Source organism: Streptomyces sp. 3330 (assembly GCF_031456635.1).
Lineage (GTDB): Bacteria > Actinomycetota > Actinomycetes > Streptomycetales > Streptomycetaceae > Streptomyces.
Genome location: NZ_JAVDVA010000005.1, coordinates 211,626 through 236,956, shown reverse-complemented (window position 1 = coordinate 236,956; position 25,331 = coordinate 211,626). Strand labels below are relative to the sequence as shown.

The following is a 25,331-nucleotide window of genomic DNA, read 5'->3' as shown; positions in this document are numbered from 1 at the left end:
GCAGCCCCGCGGGCTCGCCTAGGCGGGGGCCGTGACCAGGGCCCATACCGTCTTGCCGTGCCGGCCCCTGCTCCAGACGCCCCACGCGGCGGCGAGGTGCTCCACCAGGTGCAGGCCGCGGCCGTGCTCCTCCGACTCCCCGGCCGGCCGCAGCCGGGGTTCGAGCCGGCCCTCGTCGGAGACCTCTATGAGACAGGAACCGTCACCGAGGGCGGTCACGGCCACCTCGAACTCCCGCTCCAGCAGCGGCCCATGGCGTACGACGTTGGTGGCCAGCTCGGACACCACCAGGACGGCGTCGGCCAGCGCCGGGTCGTCGGGGCCGTGCCCCCAGTCCGCCAGATGGTCCCGTACCCGGCGCCGGGCGAGACCGACGGACGCCGGATGCCGGGGCAGCCGGAAGGAGTTGCGTCTCAGCACGTCTGCTCCTCGTCCCGTACACACCTCCGTCACATGGTGCCGCTTCGGGTGCCTGCCCGGTGTGACGGGGGCGCATGCCCGGCTCACGGGATCAAGTCCGCGCGCCGGGTGGGTACTTCGGATCAGATCCAGTCGAGTTTCCAGAGGCGGAACACGCCGTTCCCGTCCGCCAGGAACTGGCCCCCGCCGATGTCCGCGCTGGTGACGACGTACTCCTTGCGCTGCCACAGCGGGACGACCGGCACGTCCCGGGCGACGACCTGCTGGAGAGCGCGGAAGTCGCCGGCGGTCCGGCTGCGGTCGGCGTACTGCCGGCTTCCGGCGATGTACTTGTCGACGGCCTTGCTGCTGTAGCCGGTGTTCATGGTGGAGCCGGTGCCGACCAGCGGGCCCGCGAAGGTGTCCGGGTCGGGGTAGTCGGCGACCCAGCCGACCGCGTAGGCGTCGAGTCTGCCGGTGGCCCACCGCTTCTGGAAGTCGGTCCACTCGTAACCCTTGACGTCCACTTCGAACAGACCGCTCGCCTCCAGCTGCCGCTTCAGCTCCTCGGCCTCGGCCGCCGCGGCGCCGCTGCCCAGGCCGTAGCCGTAGGTGAACTTCACGGGGACGCCGACGCCCGCCGACTTCAGCAGCTTGCGGGCCTTGTCGGCGCTCCGGTCCGGGTAACTGTCGAAGAAGGACGTGGTGTGGCCGGTGATGCCGGTCGGGATGAGCGAGTACAGCGGCTCGACGGTCCCGTCGTACACGCTCGCGGCCAGCTGCTCGCGGTCGATCAGCCAGGCGATCGCCCGGCGGACGTCCGTGTCGTGCAGCGGTGAGCCGGAGCGGGTGTCGAAGTACAGGTTGCGGGTCTCGGAGCCGTCGGCCTCGTAGACGCGCTGGTCGGGGTCGCTGGTGTCGAGGGCGGCCAGCACCGCGGGCGGCAGCTGCCGGGCGGCCGCCTCGACCTGCTTGGCCTTCCAGGCCTTCTCGAGCGCCGCGGGGTCCGCGTAATAGCGCAGCTCGATCGGGGCGCCGGTCGACACGGCGCCCTTGTAGCGCGGGTTGGGCGACAGCAGGACCTTCTTGCCCTTGGTGTACCCGCTCAGCCGGTAGGGGCCGGTGCCGTCGACGCTGCTGCCGACCCGCAGGCCGTCCGCCGGGTAGCGGGTGCGGTCGACGATCGAGCCGGCCCCGGTGGCCACCTTGAACGGGAAGGTCGCGTCCGGCGACGACAGGTGGAAGGTGACCTTCAGGCCCTTGGCGTCCACCGACTTCAGGGTGGAGAACAGGGACGCCGGGCCGACGTCCGAGTTGATCTTCTTGACCCGGTCGAAGGAGTACTTCACGTCCTCGGCGGTCACCTCCGAGCCGCTGTCGAAGGTGAGGTCGTCTCGCAGCTCGCAGGTGTACGTGACGAGGCTGCCCTTGAGGAACGAACAGCTCTCGGCCGCGTCCGGCACGGGCGAGACGCCGCCCGGCTCGTACGTCAGGAGCGACTGGAAGACGTTGCTGAACAGCGCCCAGGATCCGGCGTCGTAGGCGCCCGCCGGGTCGAGCGAGGTGACCGTGTCCGTGGTGCCGACCGTGATGGTCGCGTCACCGTTGTCCTGCGACGGCAGCAACTGCCGGCCGCCCACTCCGACGACCGCGAGAACCAGCAGCGTCACGAGGATCCGCATGCGAACAGATCGCATGGTGATGTCCTGCCTCCCCAGGCCCGCGGGAGGGACCCAGTCCACAGAAGAAAGTGCCGCCCCCCTTGGCGGCGGGCTCACCTAATCACACGTGTTTCGCCAGGGGGAAGAGGATTCTGACGAGAGGGGAAAGAAGTCGCCGACGCCTTGTTTCGGGCGGGTTTCACAGCCCGTCCACAGGTTTCTGACCGGGCGTCAGGCGTGCGTCGAGGCGAGTTCGACGATGGTGATGTCGGAGGGGGCGCCGACCCGGGTGGGCGGGCCCCAGGCGCCCGCGCCCCGGGACACGTACAGCTGGGTGTCGCCGTACCGTTCCAGCCCCGCCACCGTCGGATTCGCGGCGGCCGCGAGGAAGGAGCCGGGCCACAGCTGGCCGCCGTGCGTGTGACCGGAGAGCTGGAGGTCGACGCCGTGGCGCACGGCCTCGTGGATCTGCACCGGCTGGTGGGCGAGGAGCACGCACGCGCGCGTGGTGTCGCGGTCGCCGAGCGCGCCGGCGAAGTCGGGCCCCTGGCCCTCGCTCTCGCCCGCGATGTCGTTGACGCCGGCCAGGTCGAACCAGGGCAGCTCGGTACGGGCGTTCTCCAGCGGCTCCAGGCCGAGCCGCCGCACCTCCTCGACCCACTGTGCGGCTCCGGAGAAGTACTCGTGGTTGCCGGTGACGAAGAAGCTGCCCTGGCGGGCCCTCAGCCGCGCGAGCGGAGCCGCCGCCGGGCCCAGGTCCTTCACGCTGCCGTCGACCAGGTCGCCGACGACCGCGATCAGGTCGGGCTGCGTCGCGTTGATGGTGTCGACGACCTTCTGCGCGAAGCCCCGGCCGAGCACCGGGCCCAGGTGGATGTCGCTGACGACCGCGATCCGGTAGCCGTGGGCGGCGCGCGGGAGCTTGGCCAGGGGCACCGTCACCCTCTTGACACCGGGGCCGCGCAGCACGCCGTAGGTGCCGTAGCCGACCGTGCCGACGGCGACCGCGGCCGCCGTGCCCGCCACGACCCGCGACACGAAGAGCCGGCGGGACGGGTCGGAGGCGGACCGCGCCGGCGCCCCGGGCTGCGGATCCGCGGAAGCGGACTCCCCGGACCCGGGCCTGCCGGACACCGGGTCCGCGGACTCGGCCGGCCGGCCGCCCTCCGGCTTGTTCGTCTGCGCCTCCCCGGTCTCCGCGCCGCCCGGCCCGGGCTGCTCGAAGGCCGGCCGTCCTGACTCCGGTCGTCCTGACTCCGGCCGTCCGGGCTGCGGCGGCGTCGCCTCCCGTGTCCCGGGGGCGGGCGCTCCGACCGGGAGGGGCTCCCGCTCGGGCCGGGCCGCGGGGGGCCCGGCGGGCGCCCGCTTCGCCAGGAAGCGGCGCAGGACCGGCCGTACGGCCTCGCCCACGAGCACGGCCAGCAGCAGGTAGACCGACAGGGCCAGCCACAGGAAGCCGGGCCAGGCCATGACGCGCTGCAGCCAGAAGGGGGCGCCGGTGCGTTCGGCGACCAGGGCGCCGATCGCCAGCGCCCAGCCGCCCGCGACCAGCACCGCGCCACCGCGGCGGACCGGGCCGGGGCCGCGGGTGGTGTCGCGGAACAGCCGCCGCCACAGGTACCAGTTGGCCGTGACCAGCACGGTCAGGGCGAGCAGCGCGAAGACGATCACCATCGCTATGACGCCTGCCGCAGACCGCGCAGACCGCGCAACCCGATGGCCCCGACGACCGTCCCCCATACGAAGGAGACGACAGCGAGCGTCAGGTGCACCCAGAAGTACGCCGTGGGATCGCCGTCGTCGAACGCGAGTCCGCTGCTGTCCTTGACCAGGTTCTTGACGAAAGTGACCCAGATGACCCAGCTCCACACCCCGAAGGCGAGCAGGAACCAGGAGACGCGGCGGCTGAGCTTCATGGGTTCAGTATCACCGGCCGTTGTCCGGTTCCGTGACCGGGGTGGAGAGGGTGACGGGACTTCCCGTCGCGTGCCCGGTACGTTCTCCGTCGTGCCCGCACCCATGAAGCAGACCGTCAGGCGATGCCTGCTGGTCACCTCCGCGACCCTCGCGTCCCTCGCGCTCACCGCGCCCGCCTCGCTCGCGGCCCCGAGCCCGTCGCCGTCCCCGGCCGCGTCGGGATCGCCGTCCGCTTCGGTCCCGCCCTCCGGATCGCCGTCCGCGTCCGCCTCGCCGTCGGTCGCTCCCCCGGCGGACATGTCGTCCGTGGGCGGCACGCGGCTCGGGCAGCCCGGGACGCAGGTGGCGATCGCGGGGGGCGCGCCGGTGCTGCCGAAGGACCTCACGGCGCGGTCGTGGATCGTCGCCGACGCCGAGTCGGGGGACGTGCTCGCCGCGCACAACGCGCACTGGCGGCTGCCCCCGGCCAGCACGTTGAAGATGCTGTTCGCCGACACCGTGCTGCCGCGCTTCCCCAAGGCCACCGTGCACAAGGTCGAGGCGAAGGACCTGGCCGGCATGGGGGCCGGTTCCAGCCTCGTGGGCATAAAGGAGGGCGAGACGTATACGGTCCACGACCTGTGGCTCGGCGTCTTCCTGCGCTCCGGCAACGACGCCGTGCACGTCCTGTCGCAGATGAACGGCGGCATCGCCGAGACCGTCGAGGACATGAACGAGCACGCCGAGGAGCTCCAGGCCCTCGACACCCACGTCGTCTCCCCGGACGGCTATGACGCCCCGCGTCAGGTCTCCTCCGCGTACGACCTGACGCTGTTCGCCCGCTCGGGGCTGCAGAAGCAGGACTTCCGGGAGTACTGCTCGACGGTGACGGCCAAGTTCCCCGGCGAGACGACGAAGAAGAAGGGCAAGACCTCCCGCGGGACCTTCGAGATCCAGAACACCAACCGGCTGCTGAGCGGCGACTACGACATCTCCCAGTACCCGGGCATCGCCGGCGTCAAGAACGGCAACACCACCAAGGCCGGCGCCACCTTCACCGGGGTGGCCGAGCGCAACGGCAAGGTGCTGCTCGTCACGGTCATGAACCCGGAGAAGACCGACCACAACGAGGTCTACAAGGAGACCGCCGCCCTGCTGGACTGGGGCTTCCAGGCGGCCGGCAAGGTGACGCCGGTCGGCGAGCTGGTCGCGCCGAAGGGCACCGCGCAGGCCGACGCGCAGCCGGGCGCCAACCCGTCGGCCTCCGAGGGGTCGGGGCAGGCCGGCGGCGCCGGGGACGTGTCGGCGAAGCCGGTGGCGGGCGCGGTGACCGAGGACGGCTCGGGCGGGATGTGGATCGCGCTGGCGATCACCGGCGGACTGCTGGTGCTGCTGGCGGGCGGCGGGTACCTGGTCAACCGCCGCTGGCCGCTGCCGGACCTGGTACGGCGTCGTCGCTGACGTCGAGGTCCCGGGGGTTGTCGGGGGCGCTGCCCGTCGCCGTCCAGGCGGCGCAGTACAGGACCAGCTTCGAGGTGAAGTTGATCCACAGCAGCAGGGCGATGGGCACGCCGAACGCGCCGTACATGCTCTTGGCGGCCACGCCCTGCATGTAGCCGCTCAGCAGCAGCTTCAGCAGTTCGAAGCCGATGGCGCCGATGAGCGCGGCGACGACGAGGCGGCGGCGCGGGGGTTCGACGCCGGGCAGCAGGGTGAGGACGTACAGCAGGAGCAGGAAGTCGGCGAGGACGGCGACGGAGAACGCGGCGACGCGCAGCAGGACGATGCCCCAGCCCTCCTTGTCGATGCCGGACTGCTCGGTGATCCAGCCGACCAGCGCCGAGGCGACGGTGGAGATGGCCAGGGTGAGCAGGACGGCTCCGCCGAAGCCGACGAGGACGCCCGTGTCCTTGGCCTTGCGCAGGACGGGGTTCTCGTCGTCGTCGGGCCGCTCCCAGACGGCACGCAGGCAGTCCCGCATCTGGCCGACCCAGCCGATGCCGGTGAGCAGCAGCAGCGCGCCGGCGATGAGACCGACGGTGCCCGCGTTCTGGACCAGGCCGTTGATGTCCAGCTGGTCGGAGATGCCGGGCACCTGATCGGCGATCTTGTCCTGGAGCTCCTGCTGCCGGGACTCGCTCAGCGTGGCGGCGGCGACGGCGGCGGCCACGGTCAGCAGCGGGAAGAGCGCGACGAAGCTGACGAACGTCATGGCGGCGGCCAGCCGCGTCCACTTCACGCGGTCCAGTCGCTCGTACGACCGCCACGCGTGCGTGGCCATGAGGCGCGCGACCCACGGCCCGATGCCGGGGAGCTTCTTCAGCCAGTCCATGATCCGACTCTGCCCCTGTCCGGAGGAACGACGCGGATATCGCCGATGCGGATATCGCGGAACACCAGGGTGCGGGTACCCCGCGAACGCGGGACGGCGGCCCGTGCCGTGCCGGCTCGCCGCGGCACGCGCGCGTGACTCACCAGTCGGCCACGGCCAGCGCGTACATGGCCAGCCAGGCCAGGCCGATCAGGGCGAGGGCGCGGTCGCCCAGGACGACCTCCTCGGGCTCGCCCGCCGTGCCCCGGTCGGCGAAGACGGCGTACCGCAGGACCGCCAGGACGAACGCGACGACGGACAGCTGGCGCCAGGGCAGCACGCCCGTGTGCGGGACGCCGCCCTCCTCCAGGGCCCACAGGCAGTAGCCGAGGACGGCGACCCCGGCCGCCAGCTGCCAGACGAAGCGCAGATAGCCGGTGGTGTACTCGGTGAGCAGCACCCGCGTGGCGCCCGCCGTGCCGGCCAGCTGGACGGCCTCGGAGTAGCGCTTGGCCGCGACCATGAAGAGCGCCCCGAACCCGGTGGTGATCAGGAACCATCGGGAGAGCGGGAGCCCCAGGGCGAGTCCGCCCGCCATGGCCCGCATCAGGAAGCCGGTCGCGACGACGACGAGGTCCACGACCAGGACGTGCTTCAGGCTGACGCAGTAGGCCAGTTGCATGGCGAGGTAGGCGGTGAGGAGCACCGCGACGGCGGGGGTCGTCAGCCAGGCCGCGGCGGCCGGCGCGAGGACCGCGAGGGCGCCCGCGACGCCGTACGCCAGGGGCACCGGGACCAGTCCCGCGGCGATCGGGCGGTGCCGCTTCGTGGGGTGGGCGCGGTCGGCCTCGGCGTCCCGGGCGTCGTTGATCAGGTAGACGGCGGCGGCGCAGGCGGTGAACAGGGCGAAGACGAGGGCGAGTCGGGTGGCGGCGTGCAGGGAGAAGAGCCGGCCGGCCGCGGCGGGGGCGGCGACGACCAGGATGTTCTTGACCCACTGCTTGGGGCGGGTGGTCCTGAGGAGACCGCCGGCGAGGGTGCCGGGGCGGTGGCCCGGGGGCCCGGGCGCCGGCGGGCGGCGCGTGCGCTGGCGGTGGAGCAGTGCCTCAGCCATGGTGGCCCCCTCTCATCCAGCGCGCCCCCAGCCGCGCGGTGACCGCACCGAGGGCCGCGCCCGCCGCCACGTCGGAGGGATGGTGGACGCCGGCGACCAGGCGGGACAGGCACATCGCGACCGCGACCGGCGCGGCGGCGTGCACGCCGAGCGCGCCGTAGGCGACGGCGGCGGCCGCGGCGGAGGTGGCGTGCGAGCTGGGGAAGGAGTGCCGTCCCGCGGTGCGCACGAGGGGTGCGACACGGGTGGGGCGCGGACGTCGGACGATACGTTTCACCCCGACGCTGGCGGCGTGCGCGCCCGCGGTGAGCGCGGTGGCGCGCAGCCAGGGGCCGCGCCGGGAGACGTCGACGACGGCTCCGGCGACGCCCGCCGCGAGCCACAGGGCGCCGTGCTCGCCCGCCCAGGAGAGGGCGCGCGCGACGCGGGCGACGCGAGGGTCCGCGCCCCGGGCGTGGAGCGCCGCGAGGATCCGGTGGTCCAGGTCGTCGAGTCCGTCCATGTGGATTCACTGTTCACGCCTGCGCGCTCGGAACACCGGCAATATTGAGCGACATCCCATTAATCACCCATTTCGGGGAGTAGTGCATGTTTCAAAATTAATCGCCCATATAGAGGCGATACGGTCACGACCATGCCTGCCGAGACCACCACCGAGACCGTCGCCGTCACGGGATGGGGCCGCACCGCCCCCTCCGCCGCGCGCCTGGTCCGCCCCCGGACCTACGCGGAGGCCGTGACGGCGGTCCGGGACTGCGGGCCTCGCGGCGGCATCCCCAGGGGCCTGGGACGGGCCTACGGGGACGCGGCGCAGAACGCCGGCGGGGCGGTGATCGACCTGACCGGCCTGGACCGGATCCACGTCATCGACGCCGGCGAGGGGAGTGTCCTGTGCGACGCGGGAGTCTCCCTGCACCGGCTCACGGAGGTCCTGCTGCCGCTCGGCTGGTTCGTGCCCGTGACCCCCGGGACCCGGTACGTGACCGTGGGCGGCGCGATCGGCGCCGACATCCACGGCAAGAACCACCATGTGTCCGGGTCCTTCGCCCGGCATGTGCTGTCCTTCGAACTGCTCACGGCGGACGGCACGATCCGCACGGTGGAGCAGGGCACCGACCTGTTCGACGCGACGGCCGGCGGCATGGGCCTGACCGGCGTCGTCCTGACGGCCAGGATCCGGCTCCAGCCGGTCGCGACGTCGCTGATGTCCGTCGACACCGAGCGGGCCGCCGACCTGGACGACCTGATGGCCCGGATGACGGCCGGCGACCACCGCTACCGCTACTCGGTCGCCTGGATCGACCTCCTCGCGCGCGGCGCGGCCACCGGACGCGCGGTCCTGACCCGCGGCGAGCACGCGTCCCCGCAGGAGCTGCCCGCCCGCGCGCGCAGGGCCCCGCTCGTGTTCCGCCCGCCCCGGTTCCCGGCCGCGCCCGCGTTCCTGCCGAGCGGCCTGCTCACCCGCACGACCGTCGGGCTGTTCAACGAGTTCTGGTACCGCAGAGCGCCACGCGCGCGTACCGGAGAGCTCCAGAGCCTGTCCGCCTTCTTCCACCCGCTCGACGGCGTCCCCCACTGGAACCGCGTCTACGGCCGCGACGGCTTCGTGCAGTACCAGTTCGTCGTCGGGTACGGCCAGGAGGACACCCTGCGCCGGATCGTGGGGCGCGTGTCCGCCCGCCGCTGCCCGTCGTTCCTGGCCGTCCTCAAGCGGTTCGGGGACGCCGACCCCGGCTGGCTGTCGTTCCCGCGCCCGGGCTGGACCCTCGCCCTGGACATCCCGGCCGGACTGCCCGGCCTCGCCGCGTTCCTCGACGGGCTGGACGAGGAGGTGGCCGCCGCGGGCGGCCGCGTCTACCTCGCCAAGGACTCCCGGCTGCGCCCCGACCTGCTCACCGCGATGTACCCGCGCCTCGACGACTTCCGCGCGCTGCGCGCGGAGCTGGACCCGCGCGGGGTGTTCGTGTCGGACCTCGCCCGCCGGCTCAACTTCCAGGAGTCACCATGAAGGACGCCTTCGGCCTCCCCCAGTCCCTGCTCGTCCTCGGCGGCACGTCCGAGATCGCGCTGGCCACCGCGCGCCGGCTGATCGCCCGCCGCACCCGCACGGTGTGGCTCGCCGGACGCTCGTCGCCCGCCCTGGAGTCGGCCGCCGCCGAGCTGCGCACACTGGGGCCGGACGTCCACACCGTCCCCTTCGACGCGCTCGACCCCGAGTCCCACGAGACGGTCCTCGGCAAGGTCTTCGCCGAGGGCGACGTCGACACGGTGCTGCTCGCCTTCGGTGTCCTCGGCGACCAGGCGAACGACGAACGCGACCCGGCGGCCGCGGTGCGCGTCGCGCAGACCAACTACACGGGGGCGGTGTCGGCGGGGCTGGTCGCCGCGCGCGCCCTCCAGACCCAGGGGCACGGCTCCCTGGTCGTCCTGTCCTCCGTCGCCGGCGAGCGGGCCCGCCGCTCGAACTTCATCTACGGCTCCAGCAAGGCGGGCCTCGACGCCTTCGCCCAGGGGCTCGGCGACGCGCTGCACGGCACGGGCGTGCACGTCATGGTCGTACGCCCCGGGTTCGTCCGGACGAAGATGACCGCCGGGCTGGCGGAGGCGCCGCTCGCGACCACCCCGGAGGCGGTCGCCACGGCCGTCGAACTGGGGCTGCGGCGCCGCTCGGAGACCGTGTGGGTGCCGGGCGTGCTGCGCGTGGTGATGTCGGCGCTGCGCCACGCGCCCCGCGGGCTGTTCCGCAGGCTGCCGGTCTAGCGCGTCGGCAGCGAACCGCGGTCGACGTGGGCCGCCTGCGGGGGGACGACCGCACCCCCGAAGGCGTAGTCGCGCAGCTTGCGCCAGACCCCGTCGGCGCCTTGCTCCGCGAGGGCGAAACCGGTGCAGGACCAGTCGGCCTCGTACTGGGCGAGCTCGGCGTAGGCCCGGTCCATCGCCGCCTCGTCGATGCCGTGCGCGACGGTGACGTGCGGGTGGTACGGGAACTGGAGCTCGCGGGTCAGCGGCCCGGAGGCGGCCCGGATGCGCTGCTGGAGCCAGGCGCAGGTCTCGGCGCCCTGGACGACCCGCACGTAGACCACCGGCGACATGGGCCGGAAGGTGCCGGTCCCGGACAGCCTCATCGGGAAGGGCCGGCCGGCCGCGGCGACCTCGGTGAGGTGGGCTTCGACGGCCGCCAGCGCGCCCGTCCCCACCTCGGTCGGCGGCAGCAGTGTGACGTGCGTGGGGATGCCGTGAGCCGCGGCGTCGCCGAAGCCCAGGCGCCGCTCCTGGAGCAGGCTGCCGTGGGGCTCCGGGACCGCGATCGACACACCGATCGTTACGGTCCCCACGTCTTCTCCTGTCGTCATGTCGTCCTGGCGGGGTGTGTTGCCGGGTTCGTACTCAGTCGTACGGCTATCGACTGTACGGCCACAGCTGTGCTCTGGGCAGGCGCAGGGAAAGTGATGTGCAGCGCTCTGCCCAGAGGAACAGGTGTGCGGTGCGCCCCGAGTGCTTCCGAGCGCCGCTCAGTGCTTCGCGGGCAGGAAGCCCACTCGCTCGTACGTCCGGGACAGGGTCTCCGCGGCCACGGCACGCGCCTTCTCCGCGCCCTTGGCCAGGATCGAGTCCAGCGTCTCCGGGTCGTCCAGGTACTGCTGGGTGCGGTCCCTGAAGGGCGTCACGAAGTCGACGACGACCTCGGCGAGGTCCGTCTTGAGCGCGCCGTAGAGCTTGCCCTCGTAGCGCTGCTCCAGCTCGGCGATGCCGGTGCCGGTCAGCGTCGAGTAGATGCCGAGCAGGTTGCTGACGCCGGGCTTGTTCTCGGTGTCGTAGCGCACGACCGTGTCGGTGTCCGTGACCGCGCTCCTGACCTTCTTGGCGGTCGCCTTCGGGTCGTCGAGCAGGTTGATGAGGCCCTTCGGCGTGGACGCCGACTTGCTCATCTTGATCGACGGGTCCTGGAGGTCGTAGATCTTGCCCGTCTCCTTCAGGATGTGCGGCTTCGGGATCGTGAAGGTCTCGCCGAAGCGGCCGTTGAAGCGCTCCGCGAGGTCGCGGGTCAGCTCGATGTGCTGGCGCTGGTCCTCACCCACCGGCACCTCGTCGGCCTGGTAGAGCAGGATGTCCGCGACCTGGAGGATCGGGTACGTGAACAGGCCCACGGAGGCGCGGTCCGCGCCCTGCCGGGCGGACTTGTCCTTGAACTGGGTCATCCGGCTCGCCTCGCCGAAACCGGTGAGGCAGTTCATGACCCAGGCGAGCTGGGCGTGCTCGGGGACATGGCTCTGGACGAAGAGGGTGCAGCGGTCCGGGTCGAGACCGGCCGCGAGCAGCTGGGCGGCGGCCAGCCGCGTGTTCGCGCTGAGTTCCTTCGGGTCCTGCGGCACCGTGATCGCGTGCAGGTCGACGACCATGTAGAACGCGTCGTGGGACTCCTGGAGCGCCACCCACTGGCGGACGGCGCCGAGGTAGTTGCCGAGGTGGAACGAGCCTGCGGTGGGCTGGATTCCGGAGAGCACGCGGGGTCGGTCTGAGGCCATGTCCATCATTGTCTCAGAGCGCGGAGACCGCCCGGAACGGGTCCCGGGCGGCCGCGGGGGCCGCCCGGGGCGGGGCCGGGCTCAGCCGAGGTCGATCTCCGGGTACAGCGGGAAGCCCGCCACCAGGTCGGTCGCCCGCCGGGAGATCTCGTCGGCCACCTTCGCGTCCAGGACGTGGGCGGCCTTCGAGGGGGCGCCCGACTTCGTCGTGCCCGCCTCCGTCGTGGTGAGGACGCGGTCGATCAGGCCCGCCACCTCGTCCATCTCGGCCGTCCCCAGACCCCGGGTCGTCAGCGCCGGCGTGCCGATCCGGATGCCGGAGGTGTACCAGGCGCCGTTCGGGTCGGCGGGGATCGCGTTGCGGTTGGTGACGATGCCCGAGTCGAGCAGCGCCGCCTCGGCCTGGCGGCCGGTGAGGCCGTAGGAGGAGGCCACGTCGATCAGGTTCAGGTGGTTGTCCGTGCCGCCGGTGACCAGGGTCGCGCCGCGCCGCGTCAGGCCCTCGGCGAGGGCGCGGGAGTTGTCGACGATGCGCTGGGCGTAGTCCTGGAAGGACGGCTGCCGGGCCTCCGCCAGGGCGACGGCCTTGGCGGCCATGACGTGCGGGAGCGGGCCGCCGAGGACCATGGGGCAGCCTCGGTCGACCTGGTCCTTGAGGGAGTCGTCGCACAGGACCATGCCGCCGCGCGGGCCGCGCAGGGACTTGTGGGTGGTCGTCGTCACGATCTGGGCGTGCGGGACCGGGTCGAAGTCGCCGGTCAGGACCTTGCCCGCGACCAGGCCGGCGAAGTGCGCCATGTCGACCATGAGGGTCGCGCCGACCTCGTCGGCGATCTCGCGCATGATCCGGAAGTTCACCAGACGGGGGTACGCGGAGTAGCCAGCGACGATGATCAGCGGCTTGAAGTCGCGGGCCGAGGCGCGCAGTGCCTCGTAGTCGATCAGGCCGGTGGCCGGGTCGGTGCCGTAGGAGCGCTGGTCGAACATCTTGCCGCTGATGTTGGGCCTGAAGCCGTGGGTGAGGTGGCCGCCCGCGTCCAGGGACATGCCGAGCATGCGCTGGTTGCCGAAGGCCCGGCGCAGCTCGGCCCAGTCGGCCTCGGAGAGGTCGTTGACCTGGCGGACGCCCGCCTTCGCCAGGGCCGGGGCCTCCACACGGTCGGCGAGGACGGACCAGAAGGCGACGAGGTTGGCGTCGATGCCGGAGTGCGGCTGGACGTAGGCGTGGCGGGCGCCGAACAGCTCGCGGGCATGCTCGGCGGCCAGCGCCTCGACGGTGTCGACGTTGCGGCAGCCGGCGTAGAAGCGGCGGCCGATGGTGCCCTCGGCGTACTTGTCGCTGAACCAGTTGCCCATCGCGAGGAGGGTGGCCGGGGAGGCGTAGTTCTCGGAGGCGATCAGCTTGAGCATCTCGCGCTGGTCGTGGACCTCCTGGCCGATGGCGTCGGCGACGCGCGGCTCGACGGCGCGGATCACGTCGAGCGCGGCGCGGAAGGCGGTGGACTCGGTGGAGAGGGGCTGCTGCTCAGACATCTGTCGGCCTCCGGGTGGCGTGGCGTGCGAGCGGTCACGGTCTCGGTCTGGCCCAGGCGCACGGCACTCTGTCACTCACAGGCCGCTCCCCGATGGTCCGTCCCATCCCAGCGCGCCAGTCACGGCCCGCTCGCCAGCCTACCGGGCACGTCCGGATCACCAGGTCCGGCGTCCACCATGCGAGCGACGTCGGAGCGGCGCAGGACCGGGCCTCCAGCGGCGCCGGAGCGGCCCGCGGACCGGGCCCCCCGCAGGGGTCAGAGGATCACGTGCGGCACGAAGCGGGCGTACTCGTCCGTGATCGGGCCGGAGGACTCGCGGATGCCGAGACCGGCCGCCTCGCCCTCCACCGTCCAGGCGCCGAGGACGACGTGGTTGCCGTCGAACGTGGGAAGGGGCGCCGACTGCTGGTAGCAGCAGGCCTCGTCGGTGCGCGGGACGGGAGCGCCGCCCGGTTCGTGCAGAGTGACGCCGGCTCCCTCGCGGCCCAGCAGCGGCTTGGCCGCGTAGCCGGTGGTGGCCGCCAGCTCGCGGGGGCCGTCGAGGTAGGCGGGAAGCAGGTGGGGGTGTCCGGGGTACAGCTCCCACAGGACGGCGAGCAGGGCCTTGTTGCTGAGGAGCATCTTCCAGGCCGGTTCGATCCACAGGGTCGTGCCGGTGCCGCCGCCGTTGTCGAGGGTGTCGAGGACATGACCGGCGAAGCGGTCGGTGGTCAGCCACTCCCAGGGGTACAGCTTGAAGCAGCTGCGGATGAAGCGGAGTCGACGGTCCACGAAGCGGCCGGACAACGGGTCCCAGCCGATCTCCTCCATCGAGATCCAGTCGGTCTCCAGGCCGGCCTGCTCGGCGGTCTCCTTGAGGTAGGCGACCGTCATCAGGTCCTCGCCCAGTTCGTCCGCCGAGGAGTGCGCGAAGTGGAGCGGACCGCCGGGCGGGAGGAGGGGCGCCTGCTTCTTCCAGGCGGCGACCAGGCGCTCGTGCAGGGAGTTCCACTGGTCGGCGCCGGGGAATCGTTCCTCCATCCAGAACCACTGAGGGGAGGCCGCCTCCACGAGCGAGGTGGGGGTGTCGGCGTTGTACTCCAGGAGCTTCGCCGGGCCGGCGCCGTCGTAGCGGAGGTCGAAACGGCCGTAGAGGGACGGCAGTTCGGCGCGCCGGTGCCAGGCCTCGGTGACCGCCGCCGCGATCCGCGGGTCGGTGATGCCGAGGTCGGCGAGGCGGTCGGTCTCGACGAGGTGGGCGGCGGCCGCCAGGCACATGGTGTGCAGTTCCTCGACGGTCTCCTCCAGCGCCTCGACCTCGTCGAGGGTGAAGACGTAGTACGCGCTCTCGTCCCAGTAGGGGCGCAGGCGCCCGTCGGGGTGGCGGGTGAGGGGGTAGACGAGCCCCTGGTCCTCGACGGTCCGCTGCCAGTCGGGGCGGGGTTCGATGGTGTGACGTCGCACGGTGCCGGTGTCCTGTTCCGCCGCCGGGCGCTCAGCCGCCGGAGCTTCCCTTGCCGACACCGCTTCCGCCGTCGCCGTCACCGCCGCTGCCGAAGCCGTTGCGGTCCACCCCGCCGCTGCTCCCGCTGCCTCCGCTGCCGCTGCTCCCACCGGTGCCGCTCGTCGAGCCGGTCGAGCTGCCGGAACCCTCACCCGGTTCGGCGAAGGAGCCGCCGTCGACCCAGGAGCCCTTCTTCTCGCCGCCGTAGTACCAGGCGTTGTCGGCGGTGGACTTGCCGGCCGTGGCGGACTTGCCGGTCCTGGCGGACCCGGTGGACCCGCAGTTCTTGTCGGCGACGACCTTGTAGCCCTTGGCGAGGTGGTAACTGTCGCGGTCGACGCACCGCTTGTCGGGGTCGGAGGAGCAGGCGGACAGAGCCGCCGCGAGCACTCCCATGCCGCCGAGTACGACCGTGCCCGAGCGAAGTCTGCGACGCGCGTCCGCCATGTCCCGTCTCCCCGTTGCCGCATCGCCCCTACGACGATGCCCGGCCGTCAGCCTAGACACCGTGCGGAGGGCGGCCGAAGGCGGCCCGCCCAGGAGCCGTTCCCCTACAGTCCTTTCGTGCTCTTCGGAATGGTGTGCGCCCTCGGCGCGGCGGTCTGCTTCGGTACGGCGACGGTCTTGCAGGCGATGGCGGCGCGGGCGGCCGCCGGCGGGAGCGGCGGGGAGGCGGCGCTGCTGCTGCGGGCGGTCCGGGAGTGGCGGTACCTGGCGGGGCTCGCGCTGGACGGCCTGGGGTTCCTGTTCCAGATCGCCGCGCTGCGGTCGGTGCCGATCTACGCCGTGGCGGCGGCCCTCGCGTCGAGCCTGGCGGTGACGGCGGTGGTCGCCGCGCGGCTGCTGCGGGTACGGCTGAGCCGGACCGAGTGGGCTGCGGTCGGGGTGGTGTGCGCGGGGCTGGCGATGCTGGGCCTGTCGGCGGGCACGGAGGGCGAGGAGAGCGGGCCCCGGGCGTTGCCGTGGGTGATGCTCGGCGCGGCGGTCGGGGTGCTGCTGCTGGGGCCGGCCGGACGGCGGCTGTCCGGGCGCGGGCGGGCGCTGGTGCTGGGCCTGGGAGCCGGTCTCGGGTTCGGGGTGGTGGAGGTGGCGGTGCGGCTGATCGACTCGCTCGCGCCGTCGGACCTGCTCACCGATCCGGCGGTGTACGCCCTGCTGCTGGGCGGCGGCGCCGCGTTCCTGCTGCTGACGTCGGCTCTCCAGCGGGGGTCGGTGACGACGGCCACGGCCGGGATGGTGATCGGGGAGACGATCGGGCCGGCGCTGGTGGGCGTGGTGTGGCTGGGCGACCGCACCCGGGAGGGGCTCGGCTGGCTGGCCGTGCTCGGCTTCGCCGTCGCCGTGGCCGGAGCGCTGGCCCTGGCCCGGTTCGGCGAGGCGCCCGAGACGGCGCCCGCCCCGGAGCCGGCACCGGAGCAGCCGGCCGGGCCGCCGGCCCCGTGACGCCGGCTCCGTGACGCCGGCTCGGGCCGCCGTCTCCGTGACACCGCCTCACGGGCGTCGGGGTTCGGGGTGCGCGGTGTGACGCGGACGCCGCGCCGTGCGTCGGTGGGCTAGCCGGGGAAGCGGAGGTCCGAGCCGTTCTCACCGGAGGGAAGGGCGGCGCACAGGGCGTCCAGCGCGCCGGACCAGGCGTGGTCCGGCGGGGTCCCGTAGCCGACGACCAGGGCGTCCAGCGGCTCGGTGACCGCGTCGGGGTGGCGGTGGCGGGGGGTGAGGCCGTGGACCGCCAGGCCCTGGTAGGCCGCCGCCCGCACCACCGCCTCCTCCGTGCCGGGCGGCAGCCGCAGGACGGCGTGCAGGCCCGCCGCGATGCCGGTGACGCGGATCGCGGGGGCCTGCGCGGTGAGGGCCGCGACGAGCGCGTCACGGCGGCGGCGGTAGCGCAGGCGGGCCGCCCGGACATGGCGGTCGTACGCGCCCGACGTGAGGAACTCCGCCAGCGTCAACTGGTCCAGGACCCCCGAGGAGTCCACCCCGCCCTTCGCCGCCACCACCTCCTCCACGAGGTCCGGCGGCAGCGCCATCCAGCCCAGGCGCAGGCCGGGAGCCAGCGACTTGCTCGCGGTGCCCAGGTACACCACGTGGTCGGGACCGAGGCCCTGGAGGGCGCCGACGGGCTGGCGGTCGTAGCGGAACTCGCCGTCGTAGTCGTCCTCCAGGACCAGGCCGCCGGTGTGCCGCGCCCAGTCCACGACGGCCGCCCGGCGGTCGTGGTGCAGGGGCACGCCCATCGGGAACTGGTGGGCGGGAGTGAGCAGGACCGCGCCGACGCCGCCCGGCAGGCGGGTGTCCGTGCCGCGTTCGTCGACCGGCAGCGCGGTCATGCCCAGCCCGGCCGCCGCCAGCAGCCTCCAGTGCTCGTCCAGGCCGTAGGAGTCGACGGCGATCGTGCGCACCCCGCGTGCCCGCAGGACTCCGGCGAGCAGTCCCAGGCCGTGCGCGAACCCGGAGCACACCACGACGCGTTCGGGGTCGGCGCGCACGCCGCGGGCGCGGGACAGGTAGCCCGCGAGGGCGGTGCGCAGTTCGGCCCGGCCGCGGGGATCGCCGTAGCCGAGCGCGTCGGAGGGGGCGGCGGTGAGGGCGCGGCGGGCCGCCCTGAGCCACTGCGCGCGCGGGAAGGACCCGAGGTCGGGGGTGCCGGGGCGCAGGTCGTACGCGGGCCGGCGGCGCTCGGGGCGAGGGGGCGCCGCGCCCGTGGGCGGGACGCCGCTGTCGCCCCGCGGCCTCGACGGCGTGGGAGCCACCCCCGTGGCCACCCGCGTGCCCGAGCCCTGGCGGGCGGTGAGCCAGCCCTCGGCGACCAGGTCGGCGTAGGCGTCGGCGACCGTGTTGCGGGCGATGCCCAGGTCGGCGGCGAGCGAGCGCGAGGAGGGGAGCCGGGTGCCGGAGGGCAGCCGGCCGCTGCGCACCGCCTCGCGCAGGGCGTCGGTCAGACCCCGGCGCAGGTGCGGTCCGGTGGGCTCCAGATGCAGGTCGACGCCGAAAGTGGCCCAGGATCTCGCCATGGAAATGGACCATACTCCTGGGCTGCCCGGCTCCTAGGGTCGAGAGCATGACGACGTACGCAGACACCACCGCCACCGACGGACAGGTTCCCCACGCCCCCGAGCACACCCCGCGGCTGGACTGGTCCGCGCATGCGCCCGAGGTCCTCAAGGCGATGCTCCGGCTCGACGCCGCCGCCCGTAAGGGCCTCGACCCGAAACTGGTCGAGCTGGTCAAGGTCCGTGCCTCGCAGATCAACCGCTGCGCGCTCTGCGTCGACATGCACAGCAAGGACGCGCTCGCGGCGGGCGAGAGCGTCGAGCGGATCATCCAGCTCAGCGCGTGGGAGGAGTCGGAGCACTTCTACACCGAGAAGGAGCTCGCGGCGCTGGCCCTGACGGAGGCGGTGACCGTGCTGACGGACGGCTTCGTGCCCGACGCGGTGTACGAGCGGGCCGCCCGGCACTTCGAGGAGGCCGAGCTGGCGCAGCTGATCGCCGCGATCACGGTGATCAACGCGTGGAACCGGTTCGGCGTGACCTGCCGGCTGGTGCCGGGCCACTACCGGCCGGGGCAGCACGCGTGAGCCGGACGAACCTCCTGGACCGCGAGGTCGCCCGGGCCATGTCCGCGCTCAGCGCGGCCGCGAAACGGGGTCTCGGCGATCCCGCGCTCGCCGAGCTCGTGGTGATCCGCGCCTCGCAGCTGAACCACTGCGCGTTCTGCCTCGACATGCACCTCGCCATCGCGCGCGAGCACGGGGTGAGCGCGAGGCAGCTCGATCTGCTGAGCGCGTGGGAGGAGGCGGGGGACGTCTACGGCGAGCGGGAGCGGGCCGCGCTCGCGCTCACCGAGGCGGTGACCTTGCTGACCGGGGACGGCTCCCGGGGCGTCGGCTCCACGGCGGGCTCCGGGGCGGGCTTCGTGCCCGACGCGGTGTACGAGCGGGCCGCCCGGCACTTCGACGCCCCGCGGCTCGCCCATCTCGTCGCGCTGATCATCGCCATCAACAGCTGGAACCGGGTGATGGTCGCCCGCCGTGTCCCACCGGGGGGTTACACGCCATGAGCGGGGTGGACGCGAGGAGCAAGGCGGAGGAATTCCGTCGGCTTCACCACGGCCGGCTGCCGGACGATCCGCTCGTCCTGCCCGGCCCCTGGGACGCGGCCGCCGCCCGGGTGTTCGCCGAGGCCGGGTTCCCGGCGCTCGCCACGCCCAGCGCGGGCGTCGCCGCCGCGCTCGGGTACGCGGACGGGCGGACCCCGGCCGACGAGATGTTCGCGGCGGTCGCCCGGATCGTCCGGGCGGTGGACGTGCCGGTGTCGGCGGACGTCGAGGGCGGGTACGGGCTGGCGCCGGAGGAACTGGTGGAACGGCTGCTGGAGACGGGCGCCGTGGGCTGCAACCTGGAGGACTCGGCCGACGGCGTCCTCAAGGACCCGCACGAGCACGCCGAATGGCTCGCCGAGGTGCGGCGGGCGGCGGGCGACCGGCTCTTCGTCAACGCGCGCGTCGACACCTTCGCGTACGGCGACGGCGACCCGGACGACGCCATCGGACGGGCGGCGGCGTACGTGGCGGCGGGCGCCGACTGCGTCTATCCGATCGGCGCCCCGGCCGCCGTCCTGCCGTTGCTGCGGTCCGGGACGCAGGGGCCGCTGAACGTGTTCGCCCAGGTCGGCGCGGGCCCCTCGCCCACCGCACTCGGTGAACTCGGGGCCACCCGCGTCACGTTCGGACCGGGCCTCCAGCAGCGGTCGGTGATCCTCCTGCGGGATCTCGTCACCGAGCTGCGGCCGTGACCGTCAGGACAGCCACGCCTTCCAGGTCGACGGGTGGCTGTCCACCCACTTCTTCGCGGCCGCCTCCGGGGTGAGCTTCTGGTCCGCGATCATCAGGGACACCTCGTTCTGGTCCTCCGTCGTCCACTTGAACTTCTTGAGGAAGGCGGCCGCCTTGCCGCCGTCCTCCGAGAAGCCCGCGTTGAGGTACTTCTGGAGCGGGGTGTGCGGGTAGCCGCAGGCCACCTTGTCCGGCTCCGCGTCGCAGCCCTCCTTGTAGGCGGGCAGCTTCACCTCGGTCATCGGGACCTTCTCGAAGAGCCACTGCGGCGCGTACCAGTAGGTGAGGAAGGGCTTCTTCTCCTTGGCGAACTGCCTCATCTGGGTGATCTGGGCGGCCTCGGAACCGGCGAAGACGACCTGGTAGTCGAGCTTCAGGTTCTTCACCAGCGCCTTGTCGTTGGTGACGTAGGACGGGGAGCCGTCCATCAGCTGGCCCTTGCCGCCGCTCTCCGCGGTGCGGAACTGCGACGCGTACTTGTTCAGGTTCTTCCAGTCGGTGACGTCCGGGTGCTGCTCGGCGAAGTACGTCGGGACGAACCAGCCGATGTGCCCGGTGACGCCGAGGTCGCCGCCGCGGGCGATCGTCTTCTTGTCGTCGACGTAGCGCGCCTCCTGGTCGGGGTGGCCCCAGTCCTCCAGGATCGCGTCGACCCGGCCCTGGCTGAGCGCGTCCCAGGCGGGCACCTCGTCGACCTGGACGGTGTCGACGCGGTAGCCGAGCTTGTGCTCCAGCAGGTACTGGGCGACGGCCACGTTGGCCTGCGCGCCCACCCAGGACTGGACCGAGAGCGTCACGGTCTTGGCGCCCTGCGCGTTGGCGAAGGGCGAGGCCTGCTTGGTCATGTCGGCGGCGCCGCAGCCGGTGAGCAGCAGGAGCGCGGACGCCCCGGCGGTCATGGCAGTCGTACGAAGCCGCAGGTCACGAAGTCGCATGTCACGCTCCCTTCTTCACGCGGCGGTCGGCCGGCTGGGTCACCCGGTCGAGCATCAGGCCGAGGCAGACGATCGCGGCGCCGGCCACCAGACCGGTCGCCAGGTCGCCCTGGGCGAGCCCGAACACGGCGTCGTAGCCGAGCGCGCCGCCGCCGACCAGACCGCCGATGATGACGACGGCGAGGACGAGGACCACGCCCTGGTTCACGGCGAGCAGCAGCGCGGGCCGGGCGAGCGGGAGCTGGACCTGGCGCAGTTGCTGCACGCCGGTCGCGCCGAGGGAGCGGGCGGACTCCATCGCCGCCGGGTCGACCTGGCGCAGGCCCTGGGTGGTGATGCGGACGACGGCGGGCAGCGCGTAGACGACGGCCGCCGCGACGGCGGGGGCGCGGCCGACGCCGAACAGGGCGACGACCGGGATCAGGTACACGAACTGCGGCATCGTCTGGAACACGTCCAGGACCGGGCGCAGCAGCCGTTCGACGCGGTCGCTGCGGGCGGCGGCGATGCCGGTCGCGAAGCCGAGGACGAGGGTGACGGCGACGGCGGCCAGCACCTGGGAGAGGGTGTCCAGGGACGGTTCCCACACGCCGAGCACGCCGGTCGCGGCCAGCGCGAGGACCGCGGTCAGCGCAGTGCGCCAGGTGCCGATCGGCCAGGCGATCGCGGCGACCAGCAGCAGCACGGCCCACCAGGGCAGGCCCTGGAGCCCGGACCGCAGGGGGTCGAGGACCCAGGTGGTGAAGTGGCCGGCCCAGTCGGCGGTGCCGCCGATCACGGGCACCCCGGAGTAGAGGTGGTCGGTCATCCAGTCGACGGCGTCGTTGACCGGGGCGGCGATGCCCACCGTCCAGGTGTCGGGCCAGTCGAGCCGGCCGGCCACGCGTCCGGCGAGCGCCACGGCGACGGCGGCGGCAGCGGCGTAGAGCCAGGCGGCCCGGTGGCCGCCCGGTTCGCCGTCGCCGGCACGGCCGGCGGCGGCCGTGACGCGGTCGAGGACGACCGCGAGGAGCACGATCGGGACACCGGCGGCGAGGGCCGCGCCGACGTCGACCGAGGCCAGCGCCTGGTAGACGCGGTCACCGAGGCCGCCCGCGCCGATCACCGACGCGATGACGGCCATGCCCAGCGCCATCATGATCGTCTGGTTGAGGCCGAGGAGGAGTTCCTTGCGGGCCAGCGGGATCCGGGCGGTCAGCAGACGCTGCCGGGCGGTCGCGCCCAGCGACTCCACCGCTTCCAGGACCTCCTTGTCGGCGCCGCGCAGTCCGAGCGCGGTGAGCCGCGCCATGGGCGGGGCGGCGTACACGACGGTGGCCAGGACGGCCGCCGGGACGCCGATGCCGAAGACGAGGACGACCGGGAGCAGATAGGCGAAGGCGGGCAGGACCTGCATGGTGTCGAGGACCGGGCGCAGGGCGCGGTCCATGCGGTCGGAGAGACCGCCGGCCAGGCCGAGCGCGACGCCCACGACGACCGACACGAGGACGGCGACGATCATCAGGGCCAGTGTCTGCATGGTCGGCACCCACATGCCGAGCAGGCCGCAGGCCAGGAACGCGGCCGCGGTGCCGAGCGCGAGCCGCACCCCGGCCGCCCGCCAGGCGACCAGCGCGGCCGCCGCGGTGACCCCGGCCCAGCCCGCGCCGAGCAGCACCAGGTAGACGGCGCGCACCGAGAGGACCACGCCGTTGCTGAGGTAGCCGAAGAAGTAGAGGAACAGGGGGTGGCTGTCGCGGTTGTCGATGATCCAGTCGTTGGCGCCGGTGAGCGGCTTGGTCAGGTCGACGGTGAGCGCGTGCGGCCAGCTGCCGCCGCCCCACCGGGCGTCGGCCAGGGGGACGAGGACCGCGGCCGCGAGCGCGAGGATCAGGAGTTTGCGGACGGCGTGATGCCGCAGGACGCCCGGGAGGGCGACCCGGGGGGCGGAGGTGGTCACCGTGGCCATCAGACCGCCTCCTTACGGGGCTCCGTTCCGACCGCGACGGATCCGGGCCCCCGTCCGGCCGGGACGGCGACGGGACCCGTGCCGGCGACGACACCGAGCAGTCCCTCGTGATCGACGACGCCCAGGCACCGTCCCGCGTCCATGACCCGCACCGGGAGGCCCGCGCGGGCGACCGCCTCGATCGCCTGGGACACCGTGGCGTCCGGGGACACGGCCGGGCCGCCGCCCGCCTCGTCCGGGGAGGCGGGCCGCATGGCCGTACGCACCGTCAGGACCTGCTCGCGCGGCACGTCCCGGACGAACTCGCGGACGTAGTCGTCGGCCGGGGAGCCCACGATCTCCTCGGGCGTGCCCAGCTGCACGACCTCGCCGTCGCGCATCAGGGCGATGCGGTCGCCCAGCTTCAGCGCCTCGCTGAGGTCGTGCGTGATGAAGACCATCGTGCGGCCCTCCTCGCGGTGCAGCCGGACGACCTCCTCCTGCATGTCGCGCCGGATGAGCGGGTCGAGGGCGCTGAAGGGCTCGTCGAAGAGGAGCACCTCCGGGTCGGCGGCCAGCGCGCGGGCCAGGCCGACGCGCTGCCGCTGGCCGCCGGAGAGCTGGGCGGGCCTGCGCTGTTCCATGCCGTCCAGGCCGACCTTGTCGACGACCTCCTTGGCGCGGGCGCGTCGCTCGGCGCGGCCCATGCCCTGGATCTCCAGGCCGTAGGCCACGTTGTCGAGGACCGTGCGGTGCGGGAGGAGGCCGAAGTGCTGGAAGACCATCGCGGCGCGGTGCCGGCGCAGTTCGCGCAGCCGGGTGCGGTCCATCGCGCGGACGTCCTCGCCGTCGACGACGATGGTGCCGGCCGTCGGCTCGATCAGCCGGGTCAGACAGCGCACCAGGGTGGACTTGCCGGACCCGGACAGGCCCATGACGACGAAGACCTCGCCCTTGCGCACGTCGAAGGAGACGTCGCGGACGGCGGCGGTGCAGCCGGTGCGGGAGCGGAGTTCGGCGGGCGGGAGCGCGGCGAGTTCCGGGTCGGCCGGGACCCTCTCGCTCTTGGGTCCGAAGACCTTCCACAGTCCGTCCACCGAGAAGACGGCGGCCTCGGTGTCCGTGGTGGGCGGCTTACGGGTGGCGGGCATGATCGTCATCGCGCATCGTCTCCGATCAGGTCGACGGCTTTCTCGCCGACCATGAGCACCCCGATCATGGGGTTCACGGCGGTCATGGTGGGGAACACGGAGGCGTCCGCGATGCGGATGCCCTCCAGGCCGCGGATCCTCAACCGCGGGTCCACCACGGCCAGTTCGTCGTCCTCGGCGCCCATGCGGCAGGTGCCCGCCGGGTGGTAGACGGTGTGTGCGACCTTGCGGGCGTACTCGCTCAGTTCCTCGTCGCCCGTGATGTCGGGGCCGGGCGCCACCTCGCGCTTGAGCCAGCCGGCCAGCGGCTCGGTCTTCGCGATCTCACGGGCGATCCTGATCCCGTCGACGAGGGTGCGGCCGTCGTAGTCGTCCTCGTCGGTGAAGTAGCGGAAGTCGAGGGCGGGCTTCACCGACGGGTCCGCGCTCTCCAGGTAGAGCCGGCCGCGGGACTTCGGCTTGGGGATGTTGGGGGTCATCGAGACGCCGTGCGGCGGGCGTTCGTAGCCGAGGCGCTCGGGGTTGTCGGTGAAGGGGACCTGGTAGAAGTGGAACATCAGGTCGGGGCCGTGGTGGCCGGGGTCGCGGCGCACGAAGAGACCGGCGTCGGAGTCCATCGCGGAGTTCTCCGGGATCGGACCGTGGGTCTCCCAGACGATCACCGACTCGGGATGGTCGAGGAGGTTCTCGCCGACCCCGGGCAGGTCGAGCACGACGGGTATGCCGAGCGCGTCGAGGTCGGCCTTCGGGCCGATGCCGGAGTGCAGCAGCAGCCGGGGCGTGTCGACGGCGCCCGCGCACAGCACGACCTCGCGCCGGGCCCGTACGAGGATCTCCTCGCCGTCCTTGGTGCGGACGTGCACGCCTTCCGCGCGCGTGCCGTCGAGCTCCAGCCGGTGGGCCCAGCTCTCCAGCAGGATCGTCAGGTGGGGCCGCTCGTCCATCACCGGGTGCAGATAGGCCACCGAGGCGCTCGACCGCTTGTTGGTCTCCGGGTGGTAGGCGAGGTCGAAGAAGCCGACGCCGTCGTCGAAGGGCTTCTGGTTGAAGCCCTCGATCCGCGGCACTCCGGTCGCCCGCTGCGCGGCGTCGACGAAGTCGCGGGCGATGGCGTTCCGGTCCTTCTCGTCGACCGGGACGATGTGGTTCAGCAGGCGTGCGTAGTACGCCTCCATCGGGACCGCGCCCCACCCCTCGGCGCCGGCCGCCTCCCACTCGTCGAAGTCGGACGGCAGCGGCTTGAAGGCGATGAGCGTGTTGTGGGAGGAGCAGCCGCCGAGGACGCGGGCGCGGCTGTGCCGGATGTGGGAGTTGCCGCGCGGCTGCTCGGTGGTCGGGTAGTCGTAGTCGAGCTCACCGCCGAGCAGCCCCATCCAGCGGCGCAGCGTGAGGACGTCGTCGCGGCCGACGTCGCTGGGGCCGCCCTCGATGACGGCGACGGTGGTGTCCGGGTTCTCGGTCAGCCGGGAGGCGATGACGGAACCGGCGGTGCCGCCTCCGACGACGACATAGTCGTAGACATGTGCGTTCTCTGGCATGGGGGGTACTCCAGGGGCGTGC

24 protein-coding genes and 1 riboswitch are annotated in these 25,331 nt (G+C 73.1%); of the genes, 7 read left to right on the top strand and 17 right to left on the bottom strand.

The genetic code is table 11. From position 1 onward, the window contains the following. Window positions 1-18: 18 nt before the first annotated feature. From J2X68_RS11215 to J2X68_RS11200, 4 genes are all read right to left on the bottom strand, one after another. A complete protein-coding gene (locus tag J2X68_RS11215) occupies window positions 19-420 on the bottom strand; it encodes an ATP-binding protein (protein WP_310432310.1) in 402 nt (133 codons plus the stop codon). Window positions 421-542: 122 nt separating this feature from the next. Further along, window positions 543-2,096 carry an ABC transporter substrate-binding protein gene (locus tag J2X68_RS11210; RefSeq protein ID WP_310432309.1) on the bottom strand — a complete coding sequence of 518 codons (1,554 nt, stop codon included), beginning with the start codon at window positions 2,094-2,096 and terminating at the stop codon, window positions 543-545. Window positions 2,097-2,291: 195 nt separating this feature from the next. Beyond that, window positions 2,292-3,734: a metallophosphoesterase gene (locus tag J2X68_RS11205; RefSeq protein WP_310432308.1), complete on the bottom strand. Its 1,443-nt coding sequence runs from the start codon at window positions 3,732-3,734 to the stop codon at window positions 2,292-2,294. 2 nt (window positions 3,735-3,736) lie between these two features. After that, window positions 3,737-3,976, bottom strand: coding sequence for an SCO4848 family membrane protein (locus J2X68_RS11200; protein WP_310432307.1), 240 nt, complete (start codon window positions 3,974-3,976; stop codon window positions 3,737-3,739). 91 nt (window positions 3,977-4,067) lie between these two features. On the opposite strand from J2X68_RS11200, the gene J2X68_RS11195 reads away from it, so the two are divergent. Continuing rightward, window positions 4,068-5,417: a D-alanyl-D-alanine carboxypeptidase family protein gene (locus tag J2X68_RS11195; protein ID WP_399039711.1), complete on the top strand. Its 1,350-nt coding sequence runs from the start codon at window positions 4,068-4,070 to the stop codon at window positions 5,415-5,417. Here the strand turns inward: J2X68_RS11195 and J2X68_RS11190 are convergent. From J2X68_RS11190 to J2X68_RS11180, 3 genes are all read right to left on the bottom strand, one after another. Continuing rightward, window positions 5,371-6,288 carry a YihY/virulence factor BrkB family protein gene (locus tag J2X68_RS11190; protein ID WP_310432305.1) on the bottom strand — a complete coding sequence of 306 codons (918 nt, stop codon included), beginning with the start codon at window positions 6,286-6,288 and terminating at the stop codon, window positions 5,371-5,373. The two genes, J2X68_RS11195 and J2X68_RS11190, sit on opposite strands and share 47 nt — an antisense overlap. A 139-nt stretch (window positions 6,289-6,427) precedes the next feature. Next, window positions 6,428-7,381, bottom strand: a complete 954-nt coding sequence (locus tag J2X68_RS11185) for a decaprenyl-phosphate phosphoribosyltransferase (RefSeq protein WP_310432304.1) — start codon at window positions 7,379-7,381, stop codon at window positions 6,428-6,430. Then, window positions 7,374-7,883 (bottom strand): phosphatase PAP2 family protein, encoded by a 510-nt coding sequence (locus J2X68_RS11180; protein ID WP_310432303.1) that lies wholly within the window; start codon window positions 7,881-7,883, stop codon window positions 7,374-7,376. Before J2X68_RS11180 ends, J2X68_RS11185 begins: the two co-directional genes overlap by 8 nt. 132 nt (window positions 7,884-8,015) lie before the next feature. Between J2X68_RS11180 and J2X68_RS11175 the strand changes: the two genes are divergently transcribed. Then, on the top strand, window positions 8,016-9,389 hold the full coding sequence (locus J2X68_RS11175) for an FAD-binding oxidoreductase (RefSeq protein ID WP_310432302.1): 1,374 nt from the start codon (window positions 8,016-8,018) through the stop codon (window positions 9,387-9,389). After that, window positions 9,386-10,141, top strand: coding sequence for a decaprenylphospho-beta-D-erythro-pentofuranosid-2-ulose 2-reductase (locus J2X68_RS11170; protein WP_310432301.1), 756 nt, complete (start codon window positions 9,386-9,388; stop codon window positions 10,139-10,141). The genes J2X68_RS11175 and J2X68_RS11170 overlap by 4 nt, the downstream gene beginning before the upstream one ends. Here J2X68_RS11170 and J2X68_RS11165 read toward each other — a convergent pair. From J2X68_RS11165 to J2X68_RS11145, 5 genes are all read right to left on the bottom strand, one after another. Next, a complete protein-coding gene (locus tag J2X68_RS11165) occupies window positions 10,138-10,716 on the bottom strand; it encodes a 2'-5' RNA ligase family protein (protein ID WP_310432300.1) in 579 nt (192 codons plus the stop codon). The genes J2X68_RS11170 and J2X68_RS11165 overlap by 4 nt on opposite strands. Window positions 10,717-10,893: 177 nt before the next feature. Beyond that, on the bottom strand, window positions 10,894-11,907 hold the full coding sequence (gene trpS / locus J2X68_RS11160) for a tryptophan--tRNA ligase (RefSeq protein ID WP_310432299.1): 1,014 nt from the start codon (window positions 11,905-11,907) through the stop codon (window positions 10,894-10,896). Window positions 11,908-11,988: 81 nt separating this feature from the next. Continuing rightward, the gene (locus J2X68_RS11155; RefSeq protein WP_310432298.1) at window positions 11,989-13,440 is read right to left on the bottom strand and encodes a glycine hydroxymethyltransferase; all 1,452 of its coding nucleotides are present in this window, start codon (window positions 13,438-13,440) and stop codon (window positions 11,989-11,991) included. Window positions 13,441-13,483: 43 nt separating this feature from the next. Then, window positions 13,484-13,573: riboswitch (ZMP/ZTP riboswitch) on the bottom strand. A gap of 124 nt (window positions 13,574-13,697) precedes the next feature. Then, window positions 13,698-14,885, bottom strand: a complete 1,188-nt coding sequence (locus tag J2X68_RS11150) for a glutathionylspermidine synthase family protein (RefSeq protein WP_310432297.1) — start codon at window positions 14,883-14,885, stop codon at window positions 13,698-13,700. A gap of 31 nt (window positions 14,886-14,916) precedes the next feature. Continuing rightward, window positions 14,917-15,372, bottom strand: a complete 456-nt coding sequence (locus J2X68_RS11145; RefSeq protein WP_310432296.1) for a hypothetical protein — start codon at window positions 15,370-15,372, stop codon at window positions 14,917-14,919. Window positions 15,373-15,501: 129 nt separating this feature from the next. On the opposite strand from J2X68_RS11145, the gene J2X68_RS11140 reads away from it, so the two are divergent. Further along, window positions 15,502-16,368: a hypothetical protein gene (locus tag J2X68_RS11140; protein ID WP_310432465.1), complete on the top strand. Its 867-nt coding sequence runs from the start codon at window positions 15,502-15,504 to the stop codon at window positions 16,366-16,368. A gap of 110 nt (window positions 16,369-16,478) precedes the next feature. Here the strand turns inward: J2X68_RS11140 and J2X68_RS11135 are convergent, their stop codons facing one another. Continuing rightward, complete coding sequence (locus J2X68_RS11135) at window positions 16,479-17,936, bottom strand: PLP-dependent aminotransferase family protein (protein WP_310432295.1); 1,458 nt, start codon at window positions 17,934-17,936, stop codon at window positions 16,479-16,481. A gap of 47 nt (window positions 17,937-17,983) precedes the next feature. On the opposite strand from J2X68_RS11135, the gene J2X68_RS11130 reads away from it, so the two are divergent. The 3 genes from J2X68_RS11130 to J2X68_RS11120 are packed head-to-tail and all read left to right on the top strand — an operon-like array spanning window position 17,984 to window position 19,718. Further along, window positions 17,984-18,502 carry a carboxymuconolactone decarboxylase family protein gene (locus tag J2X68_RS11130; RefSeq protein WP_310432294.1) on the top strand — a complete coding sequence of 173 codons (519 nt, stop codon included), beginning with the start codon at window positions 17,984-17,986 and terminating at the stop codon, window positions 18,500-18,502. After that, window positions 18,499-18,984, top strand: coding sequence for a carboxymuconolactone decarboxylase family protein (locus J2X68_RS11125; RefSeq protein WP_310432293.1), 486 nt, complete (start codon window positions 18,499-18,501; stop codon window positions 18,982-18,984). The genes J2X68_RS11130 and J2X68_RS11125 overlap by 4 nt, the downstream gene beginning before the upstream one ends. Further along, window positions 18,981-19,718: an isocitrate lyase/phosphoenolpyruvate mutase family protein gene (locus tag J2X68_RS11120; RefSeq protein WP_310432292.1), complete on the top strand. Its 738-nt coding sequence runs from the start codon at window positions 18,981-18,983 to the stop codon at window positions 19,716-19,718. The genes J2X68_RS11125 and J2X68_RS11120 overlap by 4 nt, the downstream gene beginning before the upstream one ends. A gap of 3 nt (window positions 19,719-19,721) precedes the next feature. Here the strand turns inward: J2X68_RS11120 and J2X68_RS11115 are convergent, their stop codons facing one another. From J2X68_RS11115 to J2X68_RS11100, 4 genes are read right to left on the bottom strand one after another with little or no spacing between them, the layout of a single operon-like run. Next, a complete protein-coding gene (locus tag J2X68_RS11115) occupies window positions 19,722-20,678 on the bottom strand; it encodes an ABC transporter substrate-binding protein (protein WP_310432464.1) in 957 nt (318 codons plus the stop codon). 16 nt (window positions 20,679-20,694) lie between these two features. Continuing rightward, entirely contained in the window at window positions 20,695-22,641 is a 1,947-nt protein-coding gene (locus tag J2X68_RS11110; RefSeq protein WP_310432291.1) for an ABC transporter permease subunit, read from the bottom strand. Next, window positions 22,641-23,771: a glycine betaine/L-proline ABC transporter ATP-binding protein gene (locus J2X68_RS11105; protein WP_399039766.1), complete on the bottom strand. Its 1,131-nt coding sequence runs from the start codon at window positions 23,769-23,771 to the stop codon at window positions 22,641-22,643. Before J2X68_RS11105 ends, J2X68_RS11110 begins: the two co-directional genes overlap by 1 nt. Before the next feature lie 5 nt (window positions 23,772-23,776). After that, window positions 23,777-25,309 (bottom strand): GMC oxidoreductase, encoded by a 1,533-nt coding sequence (locus tag J2X68_RS11100; RefSeq protein WP_310432289.1) that lies wholly within the window; start codon window positions 25,307-25,309, stop codon window positions 23,777-23,779. Window positions 25,310-25,331 lie beyond the last annotated feature (22 nt).

What these genes read in the sequence shown, in the direction of transcription:
- J2X68_RS11210 (WP_310432309.1), bottom strand. Translation starts at nt 2,096, where the DNA reads ATGCGATCTGTTCGCATGCGGATCCTCGTGACGCTGCTGGTTCTCGCG.
- J2X68_RS11205 (WP_310432308.1), bottom strand. Translation starts at nt 3,734, where the DNA reads ATGGTGATCGTCTTCGCGCTGCTCGCCCTGACCGTGCTGGTCACGGCC.
- J2X68_RS11200 (WP_310432307.1), bottom strand. Translation starts at nt 3,976, where the DNA reads ATGAAGCTCAGCCGCCGCGTCTCCTGGTTCCTGCTCGCCTTCGGGGTG.
- J2X68_RS11190 (WP_310432305.1), bottom strand. Translation starts at nt 6,288, where the DNA reads ATGGACTGGCTGAAGAAGCTCCCCGGCATCGGGCCGTGGGTCGCGCGC.
- J2X68_RS11185 (WP_310432304.1), bottom strand. Translation starts at nt 7,381, where the DNA reads ATGGCTGAGGCACTGCTCCACCGCCAGCGCACGCGCCGCCCGCCGGCG.
- J2X68_RS11180 (WP_310432303.1), bottom strand. Translation starts at nt 7,883, where the DNA reads ATGGACGGACTCGACGACCTGGACCACCGGATCCTCGCGGCGCTCCAC.
- J2X68_RS11175 (WP_310432302.1), top strand. Translation starts at nt 8,016, where the DNA reads ATGCCTGCCGAGACCACCACCGAGACCGTCGCCGTCACGGGATGGGGC.
- J2X68_RS11170 (WP_310432301.1), top strand. Translation starts at nt 9,386, where the DNA reads ATGAAGGACGCCTTCGGCCTCCCCCAGTCCCTGCTCGTCCTCGGCGGC.
- trpS (WP_310432299.1), bottom strand. Translation starts at nt 11,907, where the DNA reads ATGGCCTCAGACCGACCCCGCGTGCTCTCCGGAATCCAGCCCACCGCA.
- J2X68_RS11155 (WP_310432298.1), bottom strand. Translation starts at nt 13,440, where the DNA reads ATGTCTGAGCAGCAGCCCCTCTCCACCGAGTCCACCGCCTTCCGCGCC.
- J2X68_RS11145 (WP_310432296.1), bottom strand. Translation starts at nt 15,372, where the DNA reads ATGGCGGACGCGCGTCGCAGACTTCGCTCGGGCACGGTCGTACTCGGC.
- J2X68_RS11140 (WP_310432465.1), top strand. Translation starts at nt 15,502, where the DNA reads ATGGTGTGCGCCCTCGGCGCGGCGGTCTGCTTCGGTACGGCGACGGTC.
- J2X68_RS11135 (WP_310432295.1), bottom strand. Translation starts at nt 17,936, where the DNA reads ATGGCGAGATCCTGGGCCACTTTCGGCGTCGACCTGCATCTGGAGCCC.
- J2X68_RS11130 (WP_310432294.1), top strand. Translation starts at nt 17,984, where the DNA reads ATGACGACGTACGCAGACACCACCGCCACCGACGGACAGGTTCCCCAC.
- J2X68_RS11120 (WP_310432292.1), top strand. Translation starts at nt 18,981, where the DNA reads ATGAGCGGGGTGGACGCGAGGAGCAAGGCGGAGGAATTCCGTCGGCTT.
- J2X68_RS11110 (WP_310432291.1), bottom strand. Translation starts at nt 22,641, where the DNA reads ATGGCCACGGTGACCACCTCCGCCCCCCGGGTCGCCCTCCCGGGCGTC.
- J2X68_RS11105 (WP_399039766.1), bottom strand. Translation starts at nt 23,771, where the DNA reads ATGCCCGCCACCCGTAAGCCGCCCACCACGGACACCGAGGCCGCCGTC.
- J2X68_RS11100 (WP_310432289.1), bottom strand. Translation starts at nt 25,309, where the DNA reads ATGCCAGAGAACGCACATGTCTACGACTATGTCGTCGTCGGAGGCGGC.